Here is a 21,076-nt window from a genome sequence, read left to right as displayed (position 1 = left end):
GCTCCGGCGCGTACCCGGCGCGGGGCGGTTGGACAGGGAGAAACGAGAAGGTGGCAGCACCCAAGAAGGGCCGAGGGCCGTCCGGCGGTCATGGCAGGCCGGGGCGTGCCCTGGTTCTGATCCTCATCGCCATGGTCGCGCTCACCGGCGGGATGTTCCTGTCCGGGCACACCACGCCCCGGCTGGGCATCGACCTGGCCGGCGGGACGTCGATCACGCTGGAGGCGCAGAACCAGCCCGGCAAGCCGAACGCGATCAACCAGACCAACATGAACACCGCGGTCGGGATCATCGAACGGCGTGTCAACGGGCTGGGCGTCTCCGAGGCGGAGGTACAGACCCAGGGCGACAAGAACATCATCGTCAACATCCCCAAGGGGACGAACTCCAAGCAGGCCCAGGAGCAGGTCGGCACCACCGCCCAGCTCTACTTCCGGCCTGTTCTGGCGGTGCAGGCGAGCGGCCCCGAGCAGCCCACGCCCTCCGGATCCGCGACTCCCTCGGGCAGCGCCACCCCGAAGACGGACGAGTCCGCCGAGGGCGGGGACAAGCCCGAGAGCGGCGACAAGCCCGAGGGCGAGGAGGCCACCCCCTCCGCGAGCGCCACCACCCAGGGCCGCGCGGTCACCGGCGCCCTGACGAAGGACGACCCCACCCCCGGCGCCTCCGGCAAGCCGAAGCCGTCCGATTCCCCCGAGGCATCGCCCCCCGCGGACCCGGCGACGGCCAAGCTCCAGGAGGAGTTCGCCAAGCTCGACTGCTCCGACCCCAAGCAGCGCTCGGAGGCCGGGCAGGACGCCAAGCCCACCGACTCGATCGTCGCCTGCGGTTCGAACGTTCCCGGCAGCTACGAGAAGTACGTGCTCGGCCCGGCCGAGGTCTCCGGCAGCGATGTCGACGACGCCAAGGGCGCCATCGAGCAGCAGACCGGTGAGTGGATCGTGTCGATGGAGTTCACCTCCGGCGGCGCCAAGAAGTTCCAGAAGATCACCAGCAGGCTCTCGCAGCAGCAGCCGCCGATGAACCAGTTCGCGATCGTCCTCGACGGCGAGGTCGTCTCCGCTCCCTCGGTGCGCACGGCGCTCAGCAAGAACGCCCAGATCTCCGGCAGCTTCGACCAGCAGTCCGCCGAGGACCTCGGCAACATCCTGTCCTACGGCGCCCTGCCGCTCACCTTCGAAGAGGTCAGCGTCACCACGGTGACCGCCGCACTGGGCGACGAGCAGCTCAAGGGCGGTCTGATCGCCGGCGCCATCGGTCTGGCGCTGGTCATCATCTACCTCCTCGTCTACTACCGGGGCCTGGCGTTCATCGCCCTCCTGAGCCTCCTGGTCTCCGGCATCCTGACGTACACGATCATGTCCTTGCTGGGGCCGGCCATCGGCTTCGCGCTGAACCTGCCCGCGGTCTGCGGCGCCATCGTCGCCATCGGCATCACAGCGGACTCGTTCATCGTCTACTTCGAACGGGTCCGGGACGAGATCCGCGAAGGGCGCACACTCCGCCCGGCCATCGAACGGGCCTGGCCGCGTGCCCGGCGCACCATCCTGGTCTCCGACTTCGTGTCGTTCCTGGCCGCCGCGGTCCTCTTCGTCGTCACCGTCGGCAAGGTGCAGGGCTTCGCGTTCACGCTGGGCCTCACCACGCTGCTCGACGTCGTCGTGGTGTTCCTCTTCACCAAGCCCGTCATGACGCTCATGGGGCGGACGAAGTTCTTCTCCCGGGGCGGTCCGTGGTCCGGGCTGGACCCGAAGCGACTCGGCGCCCAGCCGCCGCTGCGCCGCTCGCGCCGTGCCACCGCTCCCACCGAACCGAAGGAGGCGTGAGATGTCGCGACTCGGCAATCTCGGCGCCCGGCTCTACCGCGGCGAGGTCGGCTACGACTTCATCCGCAACCGCAAGATCTGGTACGGCGTCTCGATCCTGATCACCATCACGGCCATCATCGGTCTGGCGGTCGGCGGCCTGAACATGGGCATCGAGTTCAAGGGCGGCGCGGTCTTCACGACCAACACCAGTGCCAAGATCTCCACCACCGAGGCCACGGACGTGGCGACCGAGGCGTCGGGCCACCAGGCCATCGTCCAGGAGCTCGGCAACGGCGGTCTGCGCATCCAGATCACCGAGGTCGACACCCCCACGGCGAACAAGATCAAGGAGACGCTCTCCGACGAGCTGGGCATCCCGGCCGAGAAGATCAACGCGGACCTGGTCGGCCCCAGCTGGGGTGAGCAGATCGCCAACAAGGCGTGGACCGGACTCTGGGTCTTCATGGTCCTGGTGGTGGTCTACCTCGCCATCGCCTTCGAGTGGCGGATGGCCGTCGCCGCCCTGATCGCGCTGATCCACGACATCACCATCACGGTCGGGATCTACGCCCTGGTCGGCTTCGAGGTCACCCCGGGCACGGTGATCGGTCTGCTGACCATCCTCGGATACTCCCTGTACGACACGGTGGTGGTCTTCGACAGCCTCAAGGAGGGCCAGAAGGACATCACCAAGCAGACCCGCTTCACGTACAGCGAGATCGCGAACCGGTCGATCAACAGCACGCTGGTCCGTTCGATCAACACCACCGTGGTGGCGCTGCTCCCGGTGGCCGGCCTGCTGTTCATCGGCGGCGGCGTCCTCGGCGCGGGCATGCTGAACGACATCTCCCTGTCGCTGTTCGTCGGCCTCGCGGCCGGCGCGTACTCCTCGATCTTCATCGCCACCCCGCTCGTCGCCGACCTCAAGGAACGCGACCCGCAGATGAAGGCCCTGAAGAAGCGGGTCCTCGCCAAGCGCGCGGCCGCGGCCGCGCGGGGCGAGTCCCCCGAGGACGACGGCCCCGCCTACCGGCAGGACGCGGACGAGGACACCGAGACCGCCGGAGCCGTGGTGGGGCAGCGCCAGCACCCCCGGGGCCACGGCCGTACGACGGGTAAGCGCTGATGACGAGCACCACCGCGTCCAACAGGGAGCTGCTGCTCAGCCGGATCCGCGATGTCGCGGACTACCCGAAGCCGGGGGTGGTGTTCAAGGACATCACGCCGCTGCTCGCGGACCCGGTCGCCTTCACGGCGCTCACCGACGCCCTCGCGGAACTCTGCGAACGGCACGGCGCCACGAAGATCGTCGGCCTGGAGGCGCGCGGCTTCATCCTGGCCGCTCCCGTCGCGGTCCGGGCGGGCCTCGGCTTCGTCCCCGTCCGCAAGGCCGGCAAGCTTCCCGGAGCGACCCTGAGCCAGTCCTACGAGCTGGAGTACGGCAGCGCGGAGATCGAGATCCACGCCGAGGACCTCGACGCCGAGGACCGGATCATGGTCATCGACGACGTGCTCGCCACCGGCGGCACCGCAGAGGCGTCGCTGGAGCTCATCCGGCGGGCCGGCGCCGAGGTCGCGGGCGTCGCGGTCCTCATGGAGCTCGGTTTCCTCGCGGGCCGGGCCCGCCTGGAGCCGGCTCTCGCCGGCGCACCGCTGGAGGCCCTGATCACCGTCTGACCCGACGGACACCGTCCGGGTACGGACAGCGAGCACGACGGACGGGCACCCGGGAACACCGGGTGCCCGTCCGCCGTTGTGAAGGCTCCCGCCGTCCCCGGGCGAGGTCCCGCCGGGGGATCGATACCATGGGCTCTCCGGGTACCCCGGATCCGCACGAGGAGCGCTCTTGCCAGACGAGGCCCAGTCAGCCGCCGCCCCGCAGCCCGACAAGCCCGTGGCGGCCCCCGCCACGCCGGACAAGGCCGCGCCCTCGAACGCGCCGGAGCCCGCGCCCGCCGACGACGCCGCGCGCCCCCCGGCCGCGCCTCCCGCGAAGCCCGCGGCCCCCGAGGCCCCGCCGGAACCGGCCGCGACGGCGGGCCCGGCGCAGCCGCCGGCCACGAAACCGGCCGCCGCCGCGCCCAAGCCCCCGGCCCCCGGGCCTCCCGCGAAGACCGGGGCGTCCACCGGGTCCGCCTCCCGCACCGGCGGTTCCTCCAACCGCGTGCGGGCCCGCCTCGCCCGACTGGGCGTACAGCGCTCCAGCCCGTACAACCCGGTCCTGGAACCCCTCCTGCGTACGGTCCGGGGCAACGACCCCAAGATCGAGACGGCCACGCTCCGCCAGATCGAGAAGGCGTACCAGGTCGCCGAGCGCTGGCACCGCGGCCAGAAGCGCAAGAGCGGCGACCCCTACATCACCCACCCGCTGGCCGTCACCACGATCCTCGCCGAGCTGGGCATGGACCCGGCGACGCTGATGGCGGGCCTGCTGCACGACACCGTCGAGGACACCGAGTACGGCCTCGACACCCTGCGGCGCGACTTCGGGGACCAGGTGGCCCTGCTCGTCGACGGCGTCACCAAGCTGGACAAGGTCAAGTTCGGCGAGGCCGCGCAGGCCGAGACCGTACGCAAGATGGTCGTCGCCATGGCCAAGGACCCCCGGGTCCTGGTCATCAAGCTCGCCGACCGCCTGCACAACATGCGCACCATGCGCTACCTCAAGCGGGAGAAGCAGGAGAAGAAGGCCCGCGAGACGCTGGAGATCTACGCCCCGCTGGCGCACCGGCTCGGCATGAACACCATCAAGTGGGAGCTGGAGGACCTCGCCTTCGCGATCCTCTACCCCAAGATGTACGACGAGATCGTCCGGCTCGTCGCCGAGCGGGCCCCCAAGCGCGACGAATACCTCGCCATAGTGACCGACGAGGTCCAGTCCGACCTGCGCGCCGCCCGCATCAAGGCCACCGTCACCGGCCGCCCCAAGCACTACTACAGCGTCTACCAGAAGATGATCGTGCGAGGCCGCGACTTCGCCGAGATCTACGACCTGGTGGGCATCCGCGTCCTCGTCGACACCGTCCGCGACTGCTACGCGGCCCTCGGCACCGTCCACGCCCGGTGGAACCCGGTGCCGGGGCGGTTCAAGGACTACATCGCGATGCCCAAGTTCAACATGTACCAGTCACTGCACACCACGGTGATCGGCCCCAGCGGCAAGCCCGTCGAGCTCCAGATCCGCACCTTCGACATGCACCGCCGCGCCGAGTACGGCATCGCCGCCCACTGGAAGTACAAGCAGGAAGCGGTCGCGGGCGCCTCCAAGGTGCGCACCGACATCCCCAAGAACACCGGGCGCGGCCAGGACACCGTCAACGACATGGCGTGGCTGCGCCAGCTCCTGGACTGGCAGAAGGAGACCGAGGACCCCAGCGAGTTCCTGGAGTCCCTGCGCTTCGACCTCTCGCGCAACGAGGTCTTCGTCTTCACGCCGAAGGGCGACGTGATAGCGCTGCCCGCCGGCGCCACCCCCGTCGACTTCGCGTACGCCGTCCACACCGAGGTCGGCCACCGGACCATAGGAGCACGCGTCAACGGGCGGCTGGTCCCGCTCGAATCGACGCTCGACAACGGCGACCTGGTCGAGGTCTTCACGTCCAAGGCGGCCGGCGCCGGGCCCTCGCGGGACTGGCTCGGCTTCGTCAAGTCGCCGCGCGCCCGCAACAAGATCCGCGGCTGGTTCTCCAAGGAGCGCCGCGACGAGGCCATCGAGCAGGGCAAGGACGCCATCGCGCGCGCCATGCGCAAGCAGAACCTGCCGATCCAGCGCATCCTGACCGGCGACTCCCTGGTCACCCTCGCCCACGAGATGCGCTACCCCGACATCTCCTCGCTGTACGCGGCGATCGGCGAGGGCCACGTCGCGGCGGCGGGCGTCGTCCAGAAGCTCGTGCAGGCACTCGGCGGCCACGACGAGGCCAACGAGGACCTCGCGGAGTCCACCCCGCCGTCGCACGGCGGTCGCGGCAAGCGGCGCGCCAACGCGGACCCGGGCGTCGTCGTCAAGGGCGTCGAGGACGTCTGGGTCAAGCTGGCCCGCTGCTGCACGCCCGTCCCCGGCGACCCGATCATCGGCTTCGTCACCCGGGGCAGCGGCGTCTCCGTGCACCGCGCCGACTGCGTCAACGTGGAGTCGCTCTCGCAGCAGCCCGAACGGATCCTGGAGGTCGAGTGGGCCCCCACCCAGTCCTCCGTCTTCCTGGTCGCCATCCAGGTCGAGGCGCTGGACCGCTCCCGGCTGCTCTCCGACGTCACCCGGATCCTCTCCGACCAGCACGTCAACATCCTCTCGGCGGCCGTCCAGACCTCCCGCGACCGGGTGGCCACCTCCCGCTTCACCTTCGAGATGGGCGACCCCAAGCACCTGGGCCACGTCCTGAAGGCCGTACGCGGCGTGGAGGGCGTCTACGACGTCTACCGGGTCACCTCGGCCCGCAGGCCCTAGCGGCGAACACGAGGAGGGGCCCCGGTACGCGATGCGTGCCGGGGCCCCTCCCTCATTCCGATGGCGTCAGCCGCCGAACTCCTCCAGGCCCTTGAGCGCCTGGTCCAGCAGCGCCTGGCGCCCCTCCAGCTCCTTGGCCAGCTTGTCCGCACGGGCGTTGTTGCCCGCGGCACGCGCGGTGTCGATCTGGCCGCGCAGCTTGTCCACCGCCGCCTGGAGCTGACCGGTCAGACCCGCGGCGCGGGCCCGCGCCTCCGGGTTCGTCCGGCGCCACTCGGACTCCTCGGACTCCTTCAGCGCCCGCTCCACGGCCTGCATCCGGCCCTCGACCTTCGGGCGGGCGTCACGCGGTACGTGCCCGATGGCCTCCCAGCGCTCGTTGATGGACCGGAACGCGGTCCGCGCCGCCTTGAGGTCCTTCACCGGCACCAGCTTCTCGGCCTCGGCGGCGAGCTCCTCCTTGAGCTTGAGGTTCTCGCCCTGCTCGGCGTCGCGCTCCGCGAAGACCTCGCCGCGCGCGGCGAAGAAGACGTCCTGGGCGCCGCGGAAACGGTTCCACAGGTCGTCCTCGGCCTCGCGCTGGGCGCGGCCGGCCGCCTTCCACTCGGTCATCAGGTCGCGGTAGCGCGCGGCCGTGGTCACCCAGTCCGTGGAGCCGGCCAGCGCCTCGGCCTCGGTGACCAGCTTCTCCTTGGCCTTGCGGGCGTCCTCGCGCTGGGCGTCCAGCGCGGCGAAGTGGGCCTTGCGCCGCTTGGAGAACGCCGAGCGCGCGTGCGAGAAGCGGTGCCACAGCTCGTCGTCCGACTTGCGGTCGAGGCGGGGGAGACCCTTCCAGGTGTCCACCAGCGCCCGCAGCCGCTCGCCGGCCGACCGCCACTGCTCGCTCTGCGCCAGCTCCTCCGCCTCGGCGACCAGCGCCTCCTTGGCGTGTTTGGCCTCGTCGGTCTGCTTGGCCTTGAGGGCCTTGCGCTCCTCACGCCGTGCCTCGACCGTCGCGACGAGCGCGTCCAGCCGCTTGCGCAGCGCGTCGAGGTCGCCCACCGCGTGGTGTTCGTCGACCTGCTGCCGCAGATGACCGATCGCCGTCGTCGCGTCCTTCGCCGACAGATCGGTGGTCTTCACCCGCCGTTCGAGGAGGCCGATCTCGACCACCATGCCGTCGTACTTGCGCTCGAAATAGGCCAGTGCCTCCTCTGGGGAACCGGCCTGCCACGATCCGACGACCTGCTCGCCCTCGGCTGTACGCACGTACACGGTGCCCGTCTCGTCGACGCGGCCCCACGGGTCGCTGCTCACAGCGCCTCCTCCACCTGATGCCCGCCAGGGGGTTCGCCCCCCGGGCATCGTCCACAGTTTCCTGGGGCGGGCATCGCCCGCCCTGCACAACGCCAATCTAGGCGACCGGCCGCCCGGCTGTCCGCACTCAGCGCGGCTGAGATTCTCCGCTCCGGCGCGGGGCGGGCTCGCGCCGCGCCGGTGGCCGCCCCGGCCGGTCGCCGTCCGCCGGTCCACCTCCGCCGGTTCAGTCCTTCTCGACCGAAGCCTTCTCGATCGTCACGGCCTTCTTCGGGGCGCCGTCGCCCGCGCCGCCCTCGACACCGGCCTCGCCGACCTTCTGGACAGCCTTCAGCGAGGCGTCGTCCATCGTGCCGAACGGGGTGTAGGTGGGCGGGAGCTTCGTCTCCTTGTAGACCAGGAAGTACTGGCTGCCACCGGAGTCCGGCTGACCCGTGTTGGCCATCGCCACCGTGCCCGGCGGGTAGACGACCTTGCCGTCGCCGCCCGCCTTGCCGAGTGCGTCCAGGTTCTCGTCCGGGATGTTGTAGCCCGGACCGCCCGTGCCGTCGCCCTTCGGGTCGCCGCACTGGAGCACGAAGATGCCCTGGGTGGTCAGCCGGTGGCACTTGGTCGCGTCGAAGTAGCCCTTGTCGGCGAGCGCCTTGAAGGAGTTCACCGTCTGAGGGGTCTTCGCGGCGTCCATCGAGAACGCTATGTCGCCCTGGCTCGTCTTGAGCGACATCGTGTAGGTGGCCTTCTTGTCGATCTTCATCGGCGGCGTGGGAGCCTTGCTCTCGCTCTCCGAAGGCTCCGGAGCGGGGCTCTGGCTCGCCGCCGCCTCGCTCTTCTTGTCCTTGTCGTCGTCCTTGCCGGCCACGACGAACGCGCTCACGCCCACGACGGCGACCACGGCCACCGAGGCCGCGACGATCGCGGTGATGCGCCTGGTCCTGTTGCGGGCCTCCTCCCGGCGCTTCTGCTGACGCTCGAACTTCTCCCGGGCGAGCTGCCGCCGCCGCTGTTCGCTGCTGGACACCGGTTGGGCTCCTTGTTACGTCGTGAGGATGAGGGCCTGAGCTGCCCGTACCGTATATGGGTTACCTGTGTCATGAGGAGCGCCGGTAGGCTCTGATCCGCTGCATCCTTCGCTGCGGCCGTATCCTCCGGACGAACATTAAGGACGATCGTGCTCATTGCCGGGTTCCCCGCCGGGGCCTGGGGGACCAATTGCTATCTGGTCGCCCCCGCCGCCGGTGAGGAGTGCGTGATCATCGACCCGGGCCACCAGGCCGCCCAGGGCGTCGAGGAAGCACTGAAGAAGCATCGGCTCAAGCCCGTCGCCGTCGTCCTCACCCACGGCCATATCGACCACGTCGCCTCGGTCGTTCCCGTCTGCGGCGCCCACGACGTCCCCGCCTGGATCCACCCCCGGGACCGCTACATGATGAGCGACCCGGAGAAGGCGCTCGGCCGCTCGATCGGGATGCCGCTCATGGGTGAGCTGACCGTGGGGGAGCCGGACGACGTCAAGGAGCTGACCGACGGCTCGAAGCTGACCCTGGCGGGTCTGGAGTTCGGCGTCTCGCACGCGCCCGGCCATACGAAGGGGTCGGTGACGTTCGGGATGCCCGAGGCCGCGGACGTACCGCCGGTCCTCTTCTCAGGCGACCTGCTCTTCGCCGGCTCCGTCGGACGCACCGACCTGCCCGGCGGCGACCACGCCGAGCTGCTCGAGTCGCTGGCCCGCGTGTGCCTGCCGCTCGACGACTCGACCGTGGTGCTGTCCGGCCACGGCCCCCAGACGACCATCGGCCGCGAGCGCGCCTCCAACCCGTTCCTGAACGGTCTGGACGCCCCGCCGCGCCGCGGAATGTAGACGAGAGACGTATTCGTGAGCACCTTTCAGGCCCCCAAGGGCACGTACGACCTGACCCCGCCGGACTCCGCGAAGTTCCTGGCGGTGCGCGAGGCCATCGCGGCCCCGCTGCGCGACTCGGGCTACGGCTACATCGAGACGCCCGGTTTCGAGGACGTCGAGCTCTTCGCCCGCGGTGTCGGTGAGTCCACCGACATCGTCACCAAGGAGATGTACACCCTCACCACCAAGGGCGGCTCCCAGCTGGCCCTGCGCCCCGAGGGCACCGCCTCCGTGCTGCGGGCCGCCCTGGAGGCCAACCTCCACAAGGCGGGCAACCTCCCCGTCAAGCTCTGGTACTCCGGCTCGTACTACCGCTACGAGCGCCCGCAGAAGGGCCGCTACCGCCACTTCTCGCAGGTCGGCGCCGAGGCCATCGGCACCGAGGACCCGGTCCTGGACGCCGAGCTGATCATCCTCGCCGACCAGGCGTACCGCTCGCTGGGCCTGCGCCGGTTCCGGATCCTGCTGAACTCGCTGGGCGACAAGGAGTGCCGCCCGGTCTACCGCGAGGCGCTCCAGACCTTCCTGCGCGACCTGGACCTCGACGAGGAGACCCGCCGCCGCATCGAGATCAACCCGCTGCGCGTCCTGGACGACAAGCGGGCCGACGTACAGAAGCAGCTCACCGGCGCCCCGAAGCTCCGCGACTACCTCTGCGACGCGTGCCGGGCGTACCACGAGGAGGTCCGGGCGCTGCTCACGGCGGCCGGCGTGGCCTTCGAGGACGACGAGAAGCTGGTCCGCGGTCTCGACTACTACACCCGCACGACCTTCGAATTCGTCCACGACGGCCTCGGCGCGCAGTCCGCGGTGGGCGGCGGCGGCCGCTACGACGGGCTGTCCGAGATGATCGGCGGCCCCGCGCTGCCGTCCGTCGGCTGGGCGCTCGGCGTGGACCGCACGGTCCTCGCGCTGGAGGCCGAGGGCGTCGAGCTCGACCTGCCGGTCACCACCAGCGTGTACGCGGTCCCGCTCGGCGACGAGGCCCGCCGGGTGCTGTTCGGGGTCGTCACCGAGCTGCGCCGCGCGGGGATCGCCGCGGACTTCGCGTTCGGCGGCCGGGGCCTGAAGGGCGCGATGAAGAGCGCCAACCGCTCGGGCGCGCGCTACACCCTGGTGGCGGGCGAGCGCGACCTCGCCGAAGGGGTCGTCCAGCTCAAGGACATGGAGTCCGGCGAGCAGGGCGCGGTGCCGCTGACCGAGGTCGCGGCCGAGCTGACGAAGCGCCTCGGCTGACGGAGCGTGTACGGGGCGCGGGCGGCGGGGACCGGGTCCTGCCGCCCGCGCCTCTGTCGTCCGCCGTCAACTCGTCCGGCGTCGATTCACCCTGGCCGGTGCTCCCGACTTGGCGCCGCCCGCAGCGGTCGGCGTCGCCGGCCCGGCGCCGGGGACCCGTACGTCTTCCGTCGTCCCGGCCTCGCCGCCCCGGAAACGGGACCATGGGAGCGCTCGTGGGGCGCACACCTTCATGTCCATCGAACGGTTGATCCGTACGAGGGTACGGCACAATGACCTAGGGCATGCCCGGCTGACCACTCGGTGATGGAACGGCGATATGACGACTGCAGCGGTAGACCACGACCTCTCCTCCGACCAGGCCGAGGGCGGCCGCAAGCGCGCCTTCGGGGCCGGACGCGGTCTCGCCCTGCTCCTGGTGATCACCGGCGCCGCCGGACTCCTGGCCTCCTGGGTCATCACGCTCGACAAGTTCAAGCTGCTGGAGGACCCCTCCTTCACCCCGGGCTGCAGTCTCAATCCGGTCGTCGCGTGCGGCAACATCATGAAGAGCGAGCAGGCGTCGGCGTTCGGGTTCCCGAACCCGATGCTGGGCCTCGTCACGTACGGCATGGTCATCGCGATCGGGGCGGGGCTTCTCGCCGGCGCCCGCTACCGCGGCTGGTTCTGGCTCGGGCTGAACGCCGGGACCCTCTTCGGCGTCGGCTTCTGCACCTGGCTCCAGTACCAGTCGCTGTACAACATCAACTCGCTCTGCCTGTGGTGCTGCCTGGCCTGGGTCGCCACCATCGTCATGTTCTGCTACGTGACCACGCACAACGTCAAGCACCGCATCCTCCCGGCCCCGGCCTGGCTGCGCAGCGGGCTCACCGAGTTCCCCTGGGTGCTGCCGGTGATGTGGATCGGGATCATCGGCATGCTGATCCTGACCCGCTGGTGGGACTTCTGGACCAGCTGATGGCCACCTACCGATCTCGTAGGTGATCCGCCCCCGGCGGCACTGTCAGTGGGGTCGCATAGGCTTCATGACGTGGAGCCCGACCTCTTTACCGCAGCCGCCGAAGACCGCCAGGAGAAGGACCCGTCCAGCAGCCCCCTCGCTGTCCGGATGCGTCCCCGTGTCCTCGACGAGGTCGTCGGCCAGCAGCATCTGCTCAAGCCGGGCTCGCCGCTGCGCCGGCTCGTCGAGGGGAGCGGCGGTCCCGCCGGCGCGTCGTCGGTCATCCTGTGGGGTCCGCCCGGTACCGGCAAGACGACCCTGGCGTACGTGGTCAGCAAGGCGACCAACAAGCGGTTCGTCGAGCTTTCCGCCATCACGGCCGGGGTCAAGGAGGTCCGGGCCGTCATCGAGAGCGCGCGCCGCGCCACCGGTGGCTTCGGCAAGGAGACCGTCCTGTTCCTGGACGAGATCCACCGCTTCTCCAAGGCCCAGCAGGACTCCCTGCTCCCCGCCGTGGAGAACCGCTGGGTGACCCTCATCGCGGCCACCACGGAGAATCCGTACTTCTCGATCATCTCCCCGCTGCTCTCGCGCTCCCTGCTGCTCACCCTGGAGCCGCTGACCGACGACGACCTGCGCTCCCTGCTGCGCCGGGCGCTGACCGAGGAGCGGGGTCTCGGCGGGGCGGTCACCCTGCCCGAGGACGCCGAAGCCCATCTGCTGCGCATCGCGGGCGGCGACGCGCGCCGGGCGCTGACGGCGCTGGAGGCCGCGGCGGGCGCGGCCATCGCCACGCACGAGGCGGAGATCACCCTGGGGACGGTCGAGGCGACCGTCGACCGCGCCGCCGTGAAGTACGACCGTGACGGCGACCAGCACTACGACGTGGCCAGTGCGCTCATCAAGTCGATCCGCGGTTCCGACGTGGACGCCGCTCTGCACTACCTGGCGCGGATGATCGAGGCCGGGGAGGACCCGCGGTTCATCGCCCGGCGGCTGATGATCTCGGCCAGCGAGGACATCGGCCTGGCCGATCCCACCGCGCTGCCGACCGCGGTGGCCGCCGCCCAGGCGGTGGCCATGATCGGATTCCCGGAGGCGGCGCTCACCCTCAGCCACGCCACCATCGCCCTGGCGCTCGCCCCCAAGTCCAACGCGGCGACGCTGGCGATCTCCGCCGCGCGGGAGGATGTGCGCAAGGGGCTCGCGGGCCCCGTCCCGGCCCATCTGCGCGACGGCCACTACCAGGGCGCCGCCAAGCTCGGCCATGCCCAGGGGTACGTCTATCCGCATGACGTGCAGGGCGGCATCGCCGCCCAGCAGTACGCCCCGGACGCGGTCCGCGACCGGCAGTACTACACCCCCACCCGCTACGGCGCCGAGGCGCGGTACGCGGACGTCGTCGAGCGGGTCCGCGAGCGCCTGGGTCGTTCCGGTGGGAGCGCGGAGCCGTCCTGACTCCCGGCCGCCGGATCAGGAGGCGGCCGCCTCGAAAAGCGTGTGCATGGCGCGGCGCAGCTCGGTGACGTCCCGCACCGGGTCGGGGAAATCGAAGCGGGCGTCGAAGCAGGAATCCCGGCCCTCGACACAACGGACCCGCAGTCCGAAGCGGTCCAGGGCGACCGGTACGACCCCTGGCCGGCCGGAGGGGCAGAGGCGGGCGGTGCGCTCGCCCAGCAGGCCGCGCAAGGCGCGCATCTGCTCGGCGTGGGCGGAGTGCAGGTGCTGGAGCAGCTCCGCCTCGTGGCGGACGAGCGGGTCGGGGGCCGCGTCCCGGAAGCCGTCCGGCTCGACCTCCTCAGCGCCCCAGAGGTCGTCCACGTACGCCTCGCCGAACTCCAGGCGCAGCATCATCCGGCCGGGCTCGGCGATACCGGGCAGGGAGGTGAGCCAGCCGGAGACCCACGCGCGGCCACGGACCCGGTGCGGGACGGAGACGGGAGCGATGTCGGTGACCTCCAGCACGGCGCCCAGCTCGTCGTCCTGCGCGTGCGTCGCCGCCCGGACCGCCGGGGAGTCCGCGGGGAATTCGAGGAACAGATCGCCCTCGGGCCCCACGCTCCTGCGGTCCGGGATCAGCGGCTCCGCATGGTGCGGAAGGAGCCCCGGTACGACGAGCACCGCGGAGCAGGTACTCTGTACGAGAGTTCGTGTGCGCTCGGCTGCTGACGGCATCCGAGTGTTATCAAGCCCGCTGGGACGCGGCTGACCACGATCAGATCGGCCTTCCGTCGTAGCAGCACCTTCAGGTGTGCTGCCGCTGTCTGTGCTGTCCGTGACGTGAGTGGTGTTCCCAGGGCGAGACATGCGATCTCCTTGAGTAAGGTAAACCTAACCTAACCCACAATGGAGGTCTGGAGAACGTGCCTAACCAGTCGCGTCCCAAGGTCAAGAAGTCGCGTGCCCTCGGCATCGCTCTGACGCCCAAGGCTGTCAAGTACTTCGAAGCTCGTCCGTACCCGCCGGGCGAGCACGGCCGTGGCCGCAAGCAGAACTCGGACTACAAGGTCCGTCTGCTGGAGAAGCAGCGCCTGCGCGCGCAGTACGACATCAGCGAGCGCCAGATGGCGCGCGCCTACGACCGCGCCCGCAAGGCCGAGGGCAAGACGGGCGAGGCGCTGGTCGTCGAGCTCGAGCGCCGTCTCGACGCCCTGGTCCTGCGTTCGGGCATCGCCCGCACCATCTACCAGGCCCGTCAGATGGTCGTCCACGGCCACATCGAGGTCAACGGTGGCAAGGTCGACAAGCCGTCGTTCCGCGTCCGTCCCGACGACGTCGTGATGGTCCGCGAGCGCAGCCGCTCCAAGGTCCCCTTCCAGGTGGCCCGCGAGGGTGGTTACGACACCGACGGTGAGACCCCGCGCTACCTCCAGGTGAACCTGAAGGCCCTGGCCTTCCGCCTGGACCGGGACCCGAACCGCAAGGAGATCCCGGTGATCTGCGACGAGCAGCTCGTCGTCGAGTACTACGCCCGCTGATCCAGGCGTAGCCGCTCTCACCGGAGCTCCGGCCCGCCCCTCCCTGTCATCCGGGAGGCGGCGGGCCTTCGCGTTTCCCCGGGACCGTCCGCCGGCCCCGCCCCGCCCGGGCCCGGCGGGTCCGCCGTCGCCCCCGCGCCGCCGCCGGCCAGGGCCCGGTCGACGGCGGAGTCCAGGTCCAGCCGCCGCCCCGTCCGCCGGCCCTCCTCGTACGCCGCGTTCCCGAGCTCCCGGCGCGCCCGCTCCTCGCACTCCGCCCGCGGCCGCCCGTAGACCGCCGAGCCGCACAGCGGCGGGCCCGCCGACGGCCGGATGCCCTCGGCCGCACCGTGGAGCACGGCGGCCTCCCGCGCGTTCCCCTCCACGACCGTCACCAGAGCCAGCAGCTCCAGCGACAGCGCCGTGCCCAGCCGGTCGTCGAACGTCCGGCCGATCGTCAGGCACTCCCCGAGCAGCCCCCGCGCCCGCGCCGTGCTTCCCCGCCGCAGCGCCGCGTACGCCAGGACGTACAGCGCGTACGCCAGCGCCCACCGCTCCCCGTGGTCCTCGCAGATCTCCCGGACCTCGTCGCACATCACCGCGGCCGCTTCCGGATCGCCGAGGGACGCCACCGCCATGGCCAGCTCCACCTGCGCCATCAGCACGCCGCTGTTCAGCTCGCCGACCTCGCGGTAGCGTCCGACCGCGTCGCGGAGCAGCCCTTCGGCTCGCGGCACGTCGTCCATCGCGATCGCCAGGGACCCCGTGCGGTGCACCGCGTACGCCAGTGCCGCCGCGTCCCCGGAGTGCTCGGCCTCCTCCCGGCACTCCTGGAGCGCCGAGATCGCGCCCACCGTGTCGTTCTGCAGCATGGCCACATGGCCCAGCACTCCCAGCGCCTTCAGCCGTGCGGCGTCGGCCGGGGCCGGTTCCGCCAGGACGTGGTCCAGCCAGCGCCGTCCCTCCGACAGCCGCCCGCAGCCGACCCAGTAGAACCCCAGCGTGCCCGTCAGGTACTGCGCCAGATGCACCTCGTCGGGGCTCTCCATCGAACACTCCATCGCCCGGTGGAGATTGGGCAGCTCGCTGCCGATCCGCGCGGCCACCTCCGCCTGTCGCGGACCGAACCAGTCCAGCTCGCACCAGGTCGCGAGCCCCAGGAACCAGTCCCGGTGCCGCCGCCGCAGCCGCGGGGCGTCCCCGGCGGCCGCCAGCCACTGCGCCCCGTACTCGCCGACCGTGTCCAGCAGCCGGTAGCGGGCGCCGTCCGCACTGTCCTCGCGCTCCACCACCGACTGGGCGAGCAGTTCGTCCAGCACGTCGAGCACCGAGTCGGCCGGCAGGTCCGCGCCGCCGCAGACGTACTCCGCGGCCTCCAGGTCGAACTGCCCGGCGAACACCGAGAGCCGTGCCCAGAGCAGCCGTTGCTCGGGCGTGCACAGTTCGTGGCTCCAGCCGATCGCCGTACGCAGGGTCCGGTGGCGGGACGGTGCGCCGCGGCGCCCGCCGGTCAGCAGGCGGAACCGGTCGTCCAGACGCACGAGCACCTGGTCCACCGAAAGGGCGCGCAGCCGCCCGGCCGCCAGTTCGAGCGCCAGCGGAATCCCGTCGAGGCGGCGGCAGAGCTCCGCCACGGCCGCCCGCTCGCCGGCCGTCGGCTCCCAGCCCGGCCGCACCTCGCGGGCCCGTTCGGTGAAGAGATCCACCGCGTCCGGGTCGGACATCGGGGCGAGCGGGAACGTCCGCTCCCCGTCCACCCGGAGAGGGCAGCGGCCGGCCGCGAGCACCTGGAGGCGCGGGGCCCGGCGCAGCAGTTCGGCGACGAGACCGGCGCAGGCGTCGACGAGGTGCTCGAAGCCGTCGATCACCAGCAGCGTCCGGCGTTCGGAGAGATGGTCGACGAGGACGGCGCGTGGCGGCCTGCCGGTGCGGTCGGTCAGGCCGAGTGCGTCGACCAGGGCGTGTTCCAGCTGGCCGGGATGGCGGACGGCGGACAGCTCGACCAGCAGGACCCCGTCGCAGTACCGTTTCTTCCGAAGCGCGGCGACCCGGATGACGCACCGGGTCTTGCCCACACCCGCGACTCCGGTGACGGTGACGAGCCTGGACTCCTCCAGCAGCCCGGCCAGCTCGGCCAGTTCGTGCTCGCGCCCCGTCAGGGGGGTCAGTTCGGCCGGGAGGTCGCCGGGCGCCGCGGGGCGGGCGTCCGGATCGTCGTGGTTCGGGGAGAGGTCCTGCAGGCGTCGCATGAAACACGCAGAGTACTGGCTTGAAAGCTCTCCGTACAATCTCGTTAGCGCGACCGCCGCCCGGCCCGCGGGGAATGCGGTAGGGGAGGAGATGCGCGGCGCGATAGGCTCGTGGGACGACGATCGGGCGTCGGGGGCCGAGCCCTGGACGCGACCGGCGGAGACAAGGCCCGGCAGGGCCCAGCGACGAGCAGAGAGCGGTGCACAGTGTCCGGTGGAGAGGTGGCCGGGATCCTCGTGGCCGTCTTCTGGGCGATCCTGGTCTCGTTCCTCGCCGTGGTGCTGGTGAGGCTCGCCCAGACGCTCAGGGCGACCACCAAGCTGGTGGCGGACGTGACCGATCAGGCCGTTCCGCTGCTGGCCGACGCCTCGGCGACGGTGCGCTCCGCGCAGACCCAGCTGGACAAGGTCGACGCCATCGCGAGCGACGTCCAGGAGGTCACCTCCAACGCCTCCGCGCTCTCCACCACCGTCGCCTCCACCTTCGGCGGCCCCCTCGTCAAGGTCGCGGCGTTCGGTTACGGCGTACGGCAGGCCCTCGGCCGCCGCACCGCAGCCGAGCCCGAACGGGAAGCGGCGCGGGGCCGCGGCTCCGCCCGCCGCACGGTGATCGTCGGACGGACCGTACCCTCGGCGCGCGGACGCAGGCGCGAACGCCGAAACGCCCGCGGACAGAAGGACTGATCGAGCGATGTTCCGCCGCACGTTCTGGTTCACCGCCGGCGCAGCCGCCGGTGTCTGGGCCACCGCCAAGGTCAACCGCAAGCTCAAGCAGCTGACCCCCGAGAGCCTCGCCGCGCAGGCCGCGGACAAGGCGATCGAGACCGGTCACAAGCTCAAGGACTTCGCCCTCGACGTACGCGAGGGCATGGTCCGGCGCGAGTCCGAACTGGGCGGCGCCCTGGGCCTGGAAGCGCCGGTCGACCCCGACCTCCCCGTGCGGCGGCACTTCGCCGTCGAAACGGCGGAAGCACCCGCGAACACGTACCGCAAGCTCCCCTACAACTCGAACAACCGGAATGAGGACCACTGATGGAGTCGGCTGAAATCCGCCGCCGCTGGCTGCGCTTCTTCGAGGAGCGCGGTCACACCGCCGTGCCTTCGGCGTCGCTCATCGCGGACGACCCGACTCTGCTGCTGGTCCCCGCGGGCATGGTCCCCTTCAAGCCGTACTTCCTCGGCGAGGTCAAGCCGCCCGCCCCGCGCGTCACCAGCGTGCAGAAGTGCGTGCGTACGCCGGACATCGAAGAGGTCGGCAAGACCACCCGCCACGGCACCTTCTTCCAGATGTGCGGCAACTTCTCCTTCGGGGACTACTTCAAGGAAGGCGCCATCCAGCTCGCCTGGGAGGCGCTGACCAACTCCGTCGAGGACGGCGGCTACGGCCTCGACCCCGAGAAGCTCTGGATCACGGTCTACCTCGACGACGACGAGGCCGAGCGGATCTGGCGCGACAGGATCGGCGTCCCCGCCGAGCGCATCCAGCGGCTGGGCAAGAAGGACAACTTCTGGTCCATGGGCGTCCCCGGACCCTGCGGCCCGTGCTCGGAGATCAACTACGACCGCGGCCCCGAGTTCGGCGTCGAGGGCGGCCCGGCCGTCAACGACGAGCGGTACGTGGAGATCTGGAACCTCGTCTTCATGCAGTACGAGCGCGGTGCCGGAGACGGCAAGGAGGACTTCCCGATCCTCGGGGACCTGCCGTCGAAGAACATCGACACCGGTCTCGGCCTCGAACGCCTCGCCATGATCCTCCAGGGCGTACAGAACATGTACGAGACCGACACTCTGCGCGTCGTCATGGACAAGGCCACCGAGCTGACCGGCGTCCGCTACGGCGCCGAGCAGGGGACCGACGTCTCGCTCCGGGTCGTCGCCGACCACATCCGTACGTCGGTGATGCTCATCGGCGACGGCGTCACCCCCGGCAACGAGGGCCGCGGCTACGTGCTGCGCCGCATCATGCGCCGTGCCATCCGCAACATGCGCCTCATGGGCGCCAACGGCTCCGTCGTCAAGGACCTGGTCGACGTCGTGATCGACACGATGGGCCTGCAGTACCCGGAGCTGATCACCGACCGCAAGCGCATCGAGACGGTCGCGCTCGCCGAGGAGGCCGCCTTCCTCAAGGCGCTCAAGGGCGGCACCAACATCCTGGAGACCGCGGTCACCGAGACCAAGGCCGCCGGCGGCCAGGTCCTCGCCGGCGACAAGGCGTTCCTGCTCCACGACACCTGGGGCTTCCCGATCGACCTCACGCTGGAGATGGCCGCCGAGCAGGGCCTGGCCGTGGACGAGGACGGCTTCCGCCGCCTCATGCAGGAACAGCGCGACAAGGCCAAGGCCGACGCCCGCGCGAAGAAGACCGGTCACGCCGACCTGTCCGCCTACCGCGAGGTCGCCGACACCTCCGGCGCCACCGAGTTCACCGGCTACACCAGCACCGCGGGCGAGTCCACCATCGTCGGCCTGCTGGTCGACGGCGTGCCCTCGCCCGCCGCGACCGAGGGCGACGAGGTCGAGGTCGTCCTCGACCGCACCCCGTTCTACGCCGAGGGCGGCGGCCAGCTGGCCGACACCGGCCGTATCCGGCTCGACACCGGCGCCGTGATCGAGATCCGCGACGTCCAGAAGCCGGTCCCCGGCGTCCACGTGCACAAGGGCGTCGTCCAGGTCGGCGAGGTGACGGTCGGGGCCCCCGTCCTCGCCTCCATCGACTCCACCCGCCGCCGCGCCATCGCCCGCGCCCACAGCGCCACGCACCTCACGCACCAGGCGCTGCGCGACGCTCTCGGCCCCACGGCCGCCCAGGCCGGCTCGGAGAACTCCCCGGGCCGCTTCCGCTTCGACTTCGGTTCGCCCGCCGCCGTCCCCGGCACGGTCCTCACCGACGTCGAGCAGCGGATCAACGAGGTCCTCTCGCGGGAACTCGACGTCCAGGCCGAGGTCATGTCGATCGACGAGGCCAAGAAGCAGGGCGCCATCGCCGAGTTCGGCGAGAAGTACGGCGAGCGGGTCCGCGTCGTCACCATCGGCGACTTCTCCAAGGAGCTGTGCGGCGGCACGCACGTCCACAACACCGCCCAGCTGGGTCTGGTGAAGCTGCTCGGCGAGTCCTCCATCGGCTCCGGCGTGCGCCGTATCGAGGCCCTCGTCGGCGTGGACGCGTACAACTTCCTCGCCCGGGAGCACACGGTCGTCGCCCAGCTCCAGGAGCTGGTCAAGGGCCGCCCCGAGGAGCTCCCCGAGAAGATCGCGGGCATGCTCGGCAAGCTCAAGGACGCCGAGAAGGAGATCGAGAAGTTCCGCGCGGAGAAGGTCCTCGCGGCCGCCGCCGGACTCGTCGAGTCCGCCCAGGACGTCCGCGGCGTCGCCCTGGTCACCGGTCAGGTCCCCGACGGCACCTCCGCCGACGACCTGCGCAAGCTGGTCCTGGACGTGCGCGGACGCATCCAGGGCGGCCGGCCGGCCGTCGTGGCCCTGTTCACCACGGCCAACGGGCGCCCGCTCACCGTCATCGCCACCAACGAGGCAGCCCGCGAGCGCGGCCTCAAGGCCGGTGACCTGGTGCGCACCGCCGCCAAGACCCTCGGCGGCGGCGGCGGCGGCAAGCCGGACGTCGCCCAGGGCGGCGGCACCGACCCGGCCGCCATCGGTGACGCCGTCGCCGCCGTCGAACGCCTCGTCACCGAGACGGCGTGACCAGCGCGATGACGCCGATGCGCCGGGGCCGACGGCTCGCCGTCGACGTCGGGGACGCCCGGATCGGGGTCGCCTCGTGCGACCCCGACGGGATTCTGGCCACGCCGGTGGAGACCGTGCCGGGACGTGACGTCCCGGCCGCCCACCGGCGGCTCCGCCGACTCGTGGACGAGTACGAGCCGATCGAGGTCATCCTCGGCCTGCCGCGTTCCCTCGGTGGCGGGGAGGGCCCGGCAGCCGTCAAGGTCCGGGAGTTCGCCCAGGTCTTCGCCCGGTCGATCGCACCCGTTCCGGTGCGTCTCGTGGACGAGAGGATGACCACGGTGACGGCCACTCAGGGACTGCGCGCCTCGGGAGTGAAGTCCAAGAAGGGCCGCTCCGTCATCGACCAGGCTGCCGCGGTGGTGATCCTCCAGAACGCCCTGGAGTCCGAACGGGCGTCAGGTAACCCTCCCGGCGAGGGCGTCGAAGTGGTGGTCTGATCGCGATACGGTAACGTTCCGCGCGATGCGGCGGTGTTCGAACAAACACCGCACAGCGA

At 71.0% G+C, this 21,076-nt stretch carries 17 protein-coding genes; 13 read left to right on the top strand and 4 right to left on the bottom strand.

Translation table 11 applies throughout. From position 1 onward, the window contains the following. Positions 1–50: 50 nt before the first annotated feature. The 4 genes from secD to ACIQMU_RS15115 all read left to right on the top strand — a co-directional run bounded on the left by secD (position 51) and on the right by ACIQMU_RS15115 (position 6,255). A complete protein-coding gene (secD, locus tag ACIQMU_RS15130; RefSeq protein WP_402688984.1) occupies positions 51–1,826 on the top strand; it encodes a protein translocase subunit SecD in 1,776 nt (591 codons plus the stop codon). 1 nt (position 1,827) lies between these two features. Then, complete coding sequence (gene secF / locus ACIQMU_RS15125) at positions 1,828–2,934, top strand: protein translocase subunit SecF (protein ID WP_352241583.1); 1,107 nt, start codon at positions 1,828–1,830, stop codon at positions 2,932–2,934. Continuing rightward, positions 2,934–3,485: an adenine phosphoribosyltransferase gene (locus ACIQMU_RS15120; RefSeq protein ID WP_352241582.1), complete on the top strand. Its 552-nt coding sequence runs from the start codon at positions 2,934–2,936 to the stop codon at positions 3,483–3,485. The genes secF and ACIQMU_RS15120 overlap by 1 nt, the downstream gene beginning before the upstream one ends. Positions 3,486–3,654: 169 nt before the next feature. Next, positions 3,655–6,255: a bifunctional (p)ppGpp synthetase/guanosine-3',5'-bis(diphosphate) 3'-pyrophosphohydrolase gene (locus ACIQMU_RS15115; RefSeq protein ID WP_352241581.1), complete on the top strand. Its 2,601-nt coding sequence runs from the start codon at positions 3,655–3,657 to the stop codon at positions 6,253–6,255. Positions 6,256–6,321: 66 nt separating this feature from the next. Here ACIQMU_RS15115 and ACIQMU_RS15110 read toward each other — a convergent pair whose 3' ends face one another. Together ACIQMU_RS15110 and ACIQMU_RS15105 are read right to left on the bottom strand one after the other, a co-directional pair. Continuing rightward, positions 6,322–7,551: a DUF349 domain-containing protein gene (locus ACIQMU_RS15110; RefSeq protein ID WP_402688983.1), complete on the bottom strand. Its 1,230-nt coding sequence runs from the start codon at positions 7,549–7,551 to the stop codon at positions 6,322–6,324. 226 nt (positions 7,552–7,777) lie between these two features. Continuing rightward, complete coding sequence (locus ACIQMU_RS15105) at positions 7,778–8,569, bottom strand: peptidylprolyl isomerase (protein WP_402688982.1); 792 nt, start codon at positions 8,567–8,569, stop codon at positions 7,778–7,780. A 150-nt stretch (positions 8,570–8,719) separates the two neighbouring features. On the opposite strand from ACIQMU_RS15105, the gene ACIQMU_RS15100 reads away from it, so the two are divergent. The 4 genes from ACIQMU_RS15100 (at position 8,720) to ACIQMU_RS15085 (ending at position 13,085) form a co-directional block, all read left to right on the top strand. Then, a complete protein-coding gene (locus ACIQMU_RS15100; RefSeq protein WP_356730989.1) occupies positions 8,720–9,409 on the top strand; it encodes an MBL fold metallo-hydrolase in 690 nt (229 codons plus the stop codon). A gap of 15 nt (positions 9,410–9,424) precedes the next feature. Continuing rightward, entirely contained in the window at positions 9,425–10,687 is a 1,263-nt protein-coding gene (gene hisS, locus ACIQMU_RS15095) for a histidine--tRNA ligase (protein ID WP_356730991.1), read from the top strand. 319 nt (positions 10,688–11,006) lie between these two features. Continuing rightward, positions 11,007–11,645, top strand: coding sequence for a vitamin K epoxide reductase family protein (locus ACIQMU_RS15090; RefSeq protein WP_352241574.1), 639 nt, complete (start codon positions 11,007–11,009; stop codon positions 11,643–11,645). A 72-nt stretch (positions 11,646–11,717) separates the two neighbouring features. Then, complete coding sequence (locus ACIQMU_RS15085) at positions 11,718–13,085, top strand: replication-associated recombination protein A (RefSeq protein ID WP_352241573.1); 1,368 nt, start codon at positions 11,718–11,720, stop codon at positions 13,083–13,085. A 15-nt stretch (positions 13,086–13,100) separates the two neighbouring features. Here the strand turns inward: ACIQMU_RS15085 and ACIQMU_RS15080 are convergent, their stop codons facing one another. After that, entirely contained in the window at positions 13,101–13,802 is a 702-nt protein-coding gene (locus ACIQMU_RS15080) for a DUF2470 domain-containing protein (protein WP_352241572.1), read from the bottom strand. 188 nt (positions 13,803–13,990) lie between these two features. Between ACIQMU_RS15080 and rpsD the strand changes: the two genes are divergently transcribed. After that, positions 13,991–14,605 carry a 30S ribosomal protein S4 gene (gene rpsD, locus ACIQMU_RS15075; protein WP_103516281.1) on the top strand — a complete coding sequence of 205 codons (615 nt, stop codon included), beginning with the start codon at positions 13,991–13,993 and terminating at the stop codon, positions 14,603–14,605. A gap of 17 nt (positions 14,606–14,622) precedes the next feature. Here the strand turns inward: rpsD and ACIQMU_RS15070 are convergent, their stop codons facing one another. Then, on the bottom strand, positions 14,623–16,833 hold the full coding sequence (locus tag ACIQMU_RS15070) for an AAA family ATPase (RefSeq protein ID WP_352241571.1): 2,211 nt from the start codon (positions 16,831–16,833) through the stop codon (positions 14,623–14,625). Between the two features lie 222 nt (positions 16,834–17,055). On the opposite strand from ACIQMU_RS15070, the gene ACIQMU_RS15065 reads away from it, so the two are divergent. Genes ACIQMU_RS15065 through ruvX form a run of 4 tightly spaced genes read left to right on the top strand, consistent with a single transcriptional unit; the run spans position 17,056 to position 21,017 of the window. Further along, on the top strand, positions 17,056–17,517 hold the full coding sequence (locus ACIQMU_RS15065) for a DUF948 domain-containing protein (RefSeq protein WP_352241570.1): 462 nt from the start codon (positions 17,056–17,058) through the stop codon (positions 17,515–17,517). A gap of 7 nt (positions 17,518–17,524) precedes the next feature. Then, positions 17,525–17,866 carry a DUF6167 family protein gene (locus ACIQMU_RS15060; RefSeq protein ID WP_352241569.1) on the top strand — a complete coding sequence of 114 codons (342 nt, stop codon included), beginning with the start codon at positions 17,525–17,527 and terminating at the stop codon, positions 17,864–17,866. Continuing rightward, on the top strand, positions 17,866–20,535 hold the full coding sequence (gene alaS / locus ACIQMU_RS15055; RefSeq protein WP_352241568.1) for an alanine--tRNA ligase: 2,670 nt from the start codon (positions 17,866–17,868) through the stop codon (positions 20,533–20,535). Before ACIQMU_RS15060 ends, alaS begins: the two co-directional genes overlap by 1 nt. 8 nt (positions 20,536–20,543) lie before the next feature. Beyond that, on the top strand, positions 20,544–21,017 hold the full coding sequence (gene ruvX / locus ACIQMU_RS15050) for a Holliday junction resolvase RuvX (RefSeq protein WP_352241713.1): 474 nt from the start codon (positions 20,544–20,546) through the stop codon (positions 21,015–21,017). Positions 21,018–21,076: the final 59 nt, after the last annotated feature.

This window comes from Streptomyces sp. NPDC091649, assembly GCF_044756785.1.
Taxonomy (GTDB): domain Bacteria; phylum Actinomycetota; class Actinomycetes; order Streptomycetales; family Streptomycetaceae; genus Streptomyces.
The sequence above is the reverse complement of the archived record's forward strand: the minus strand, read 5'-3'. Positions and strand labels throughout refer to the sequence as shown.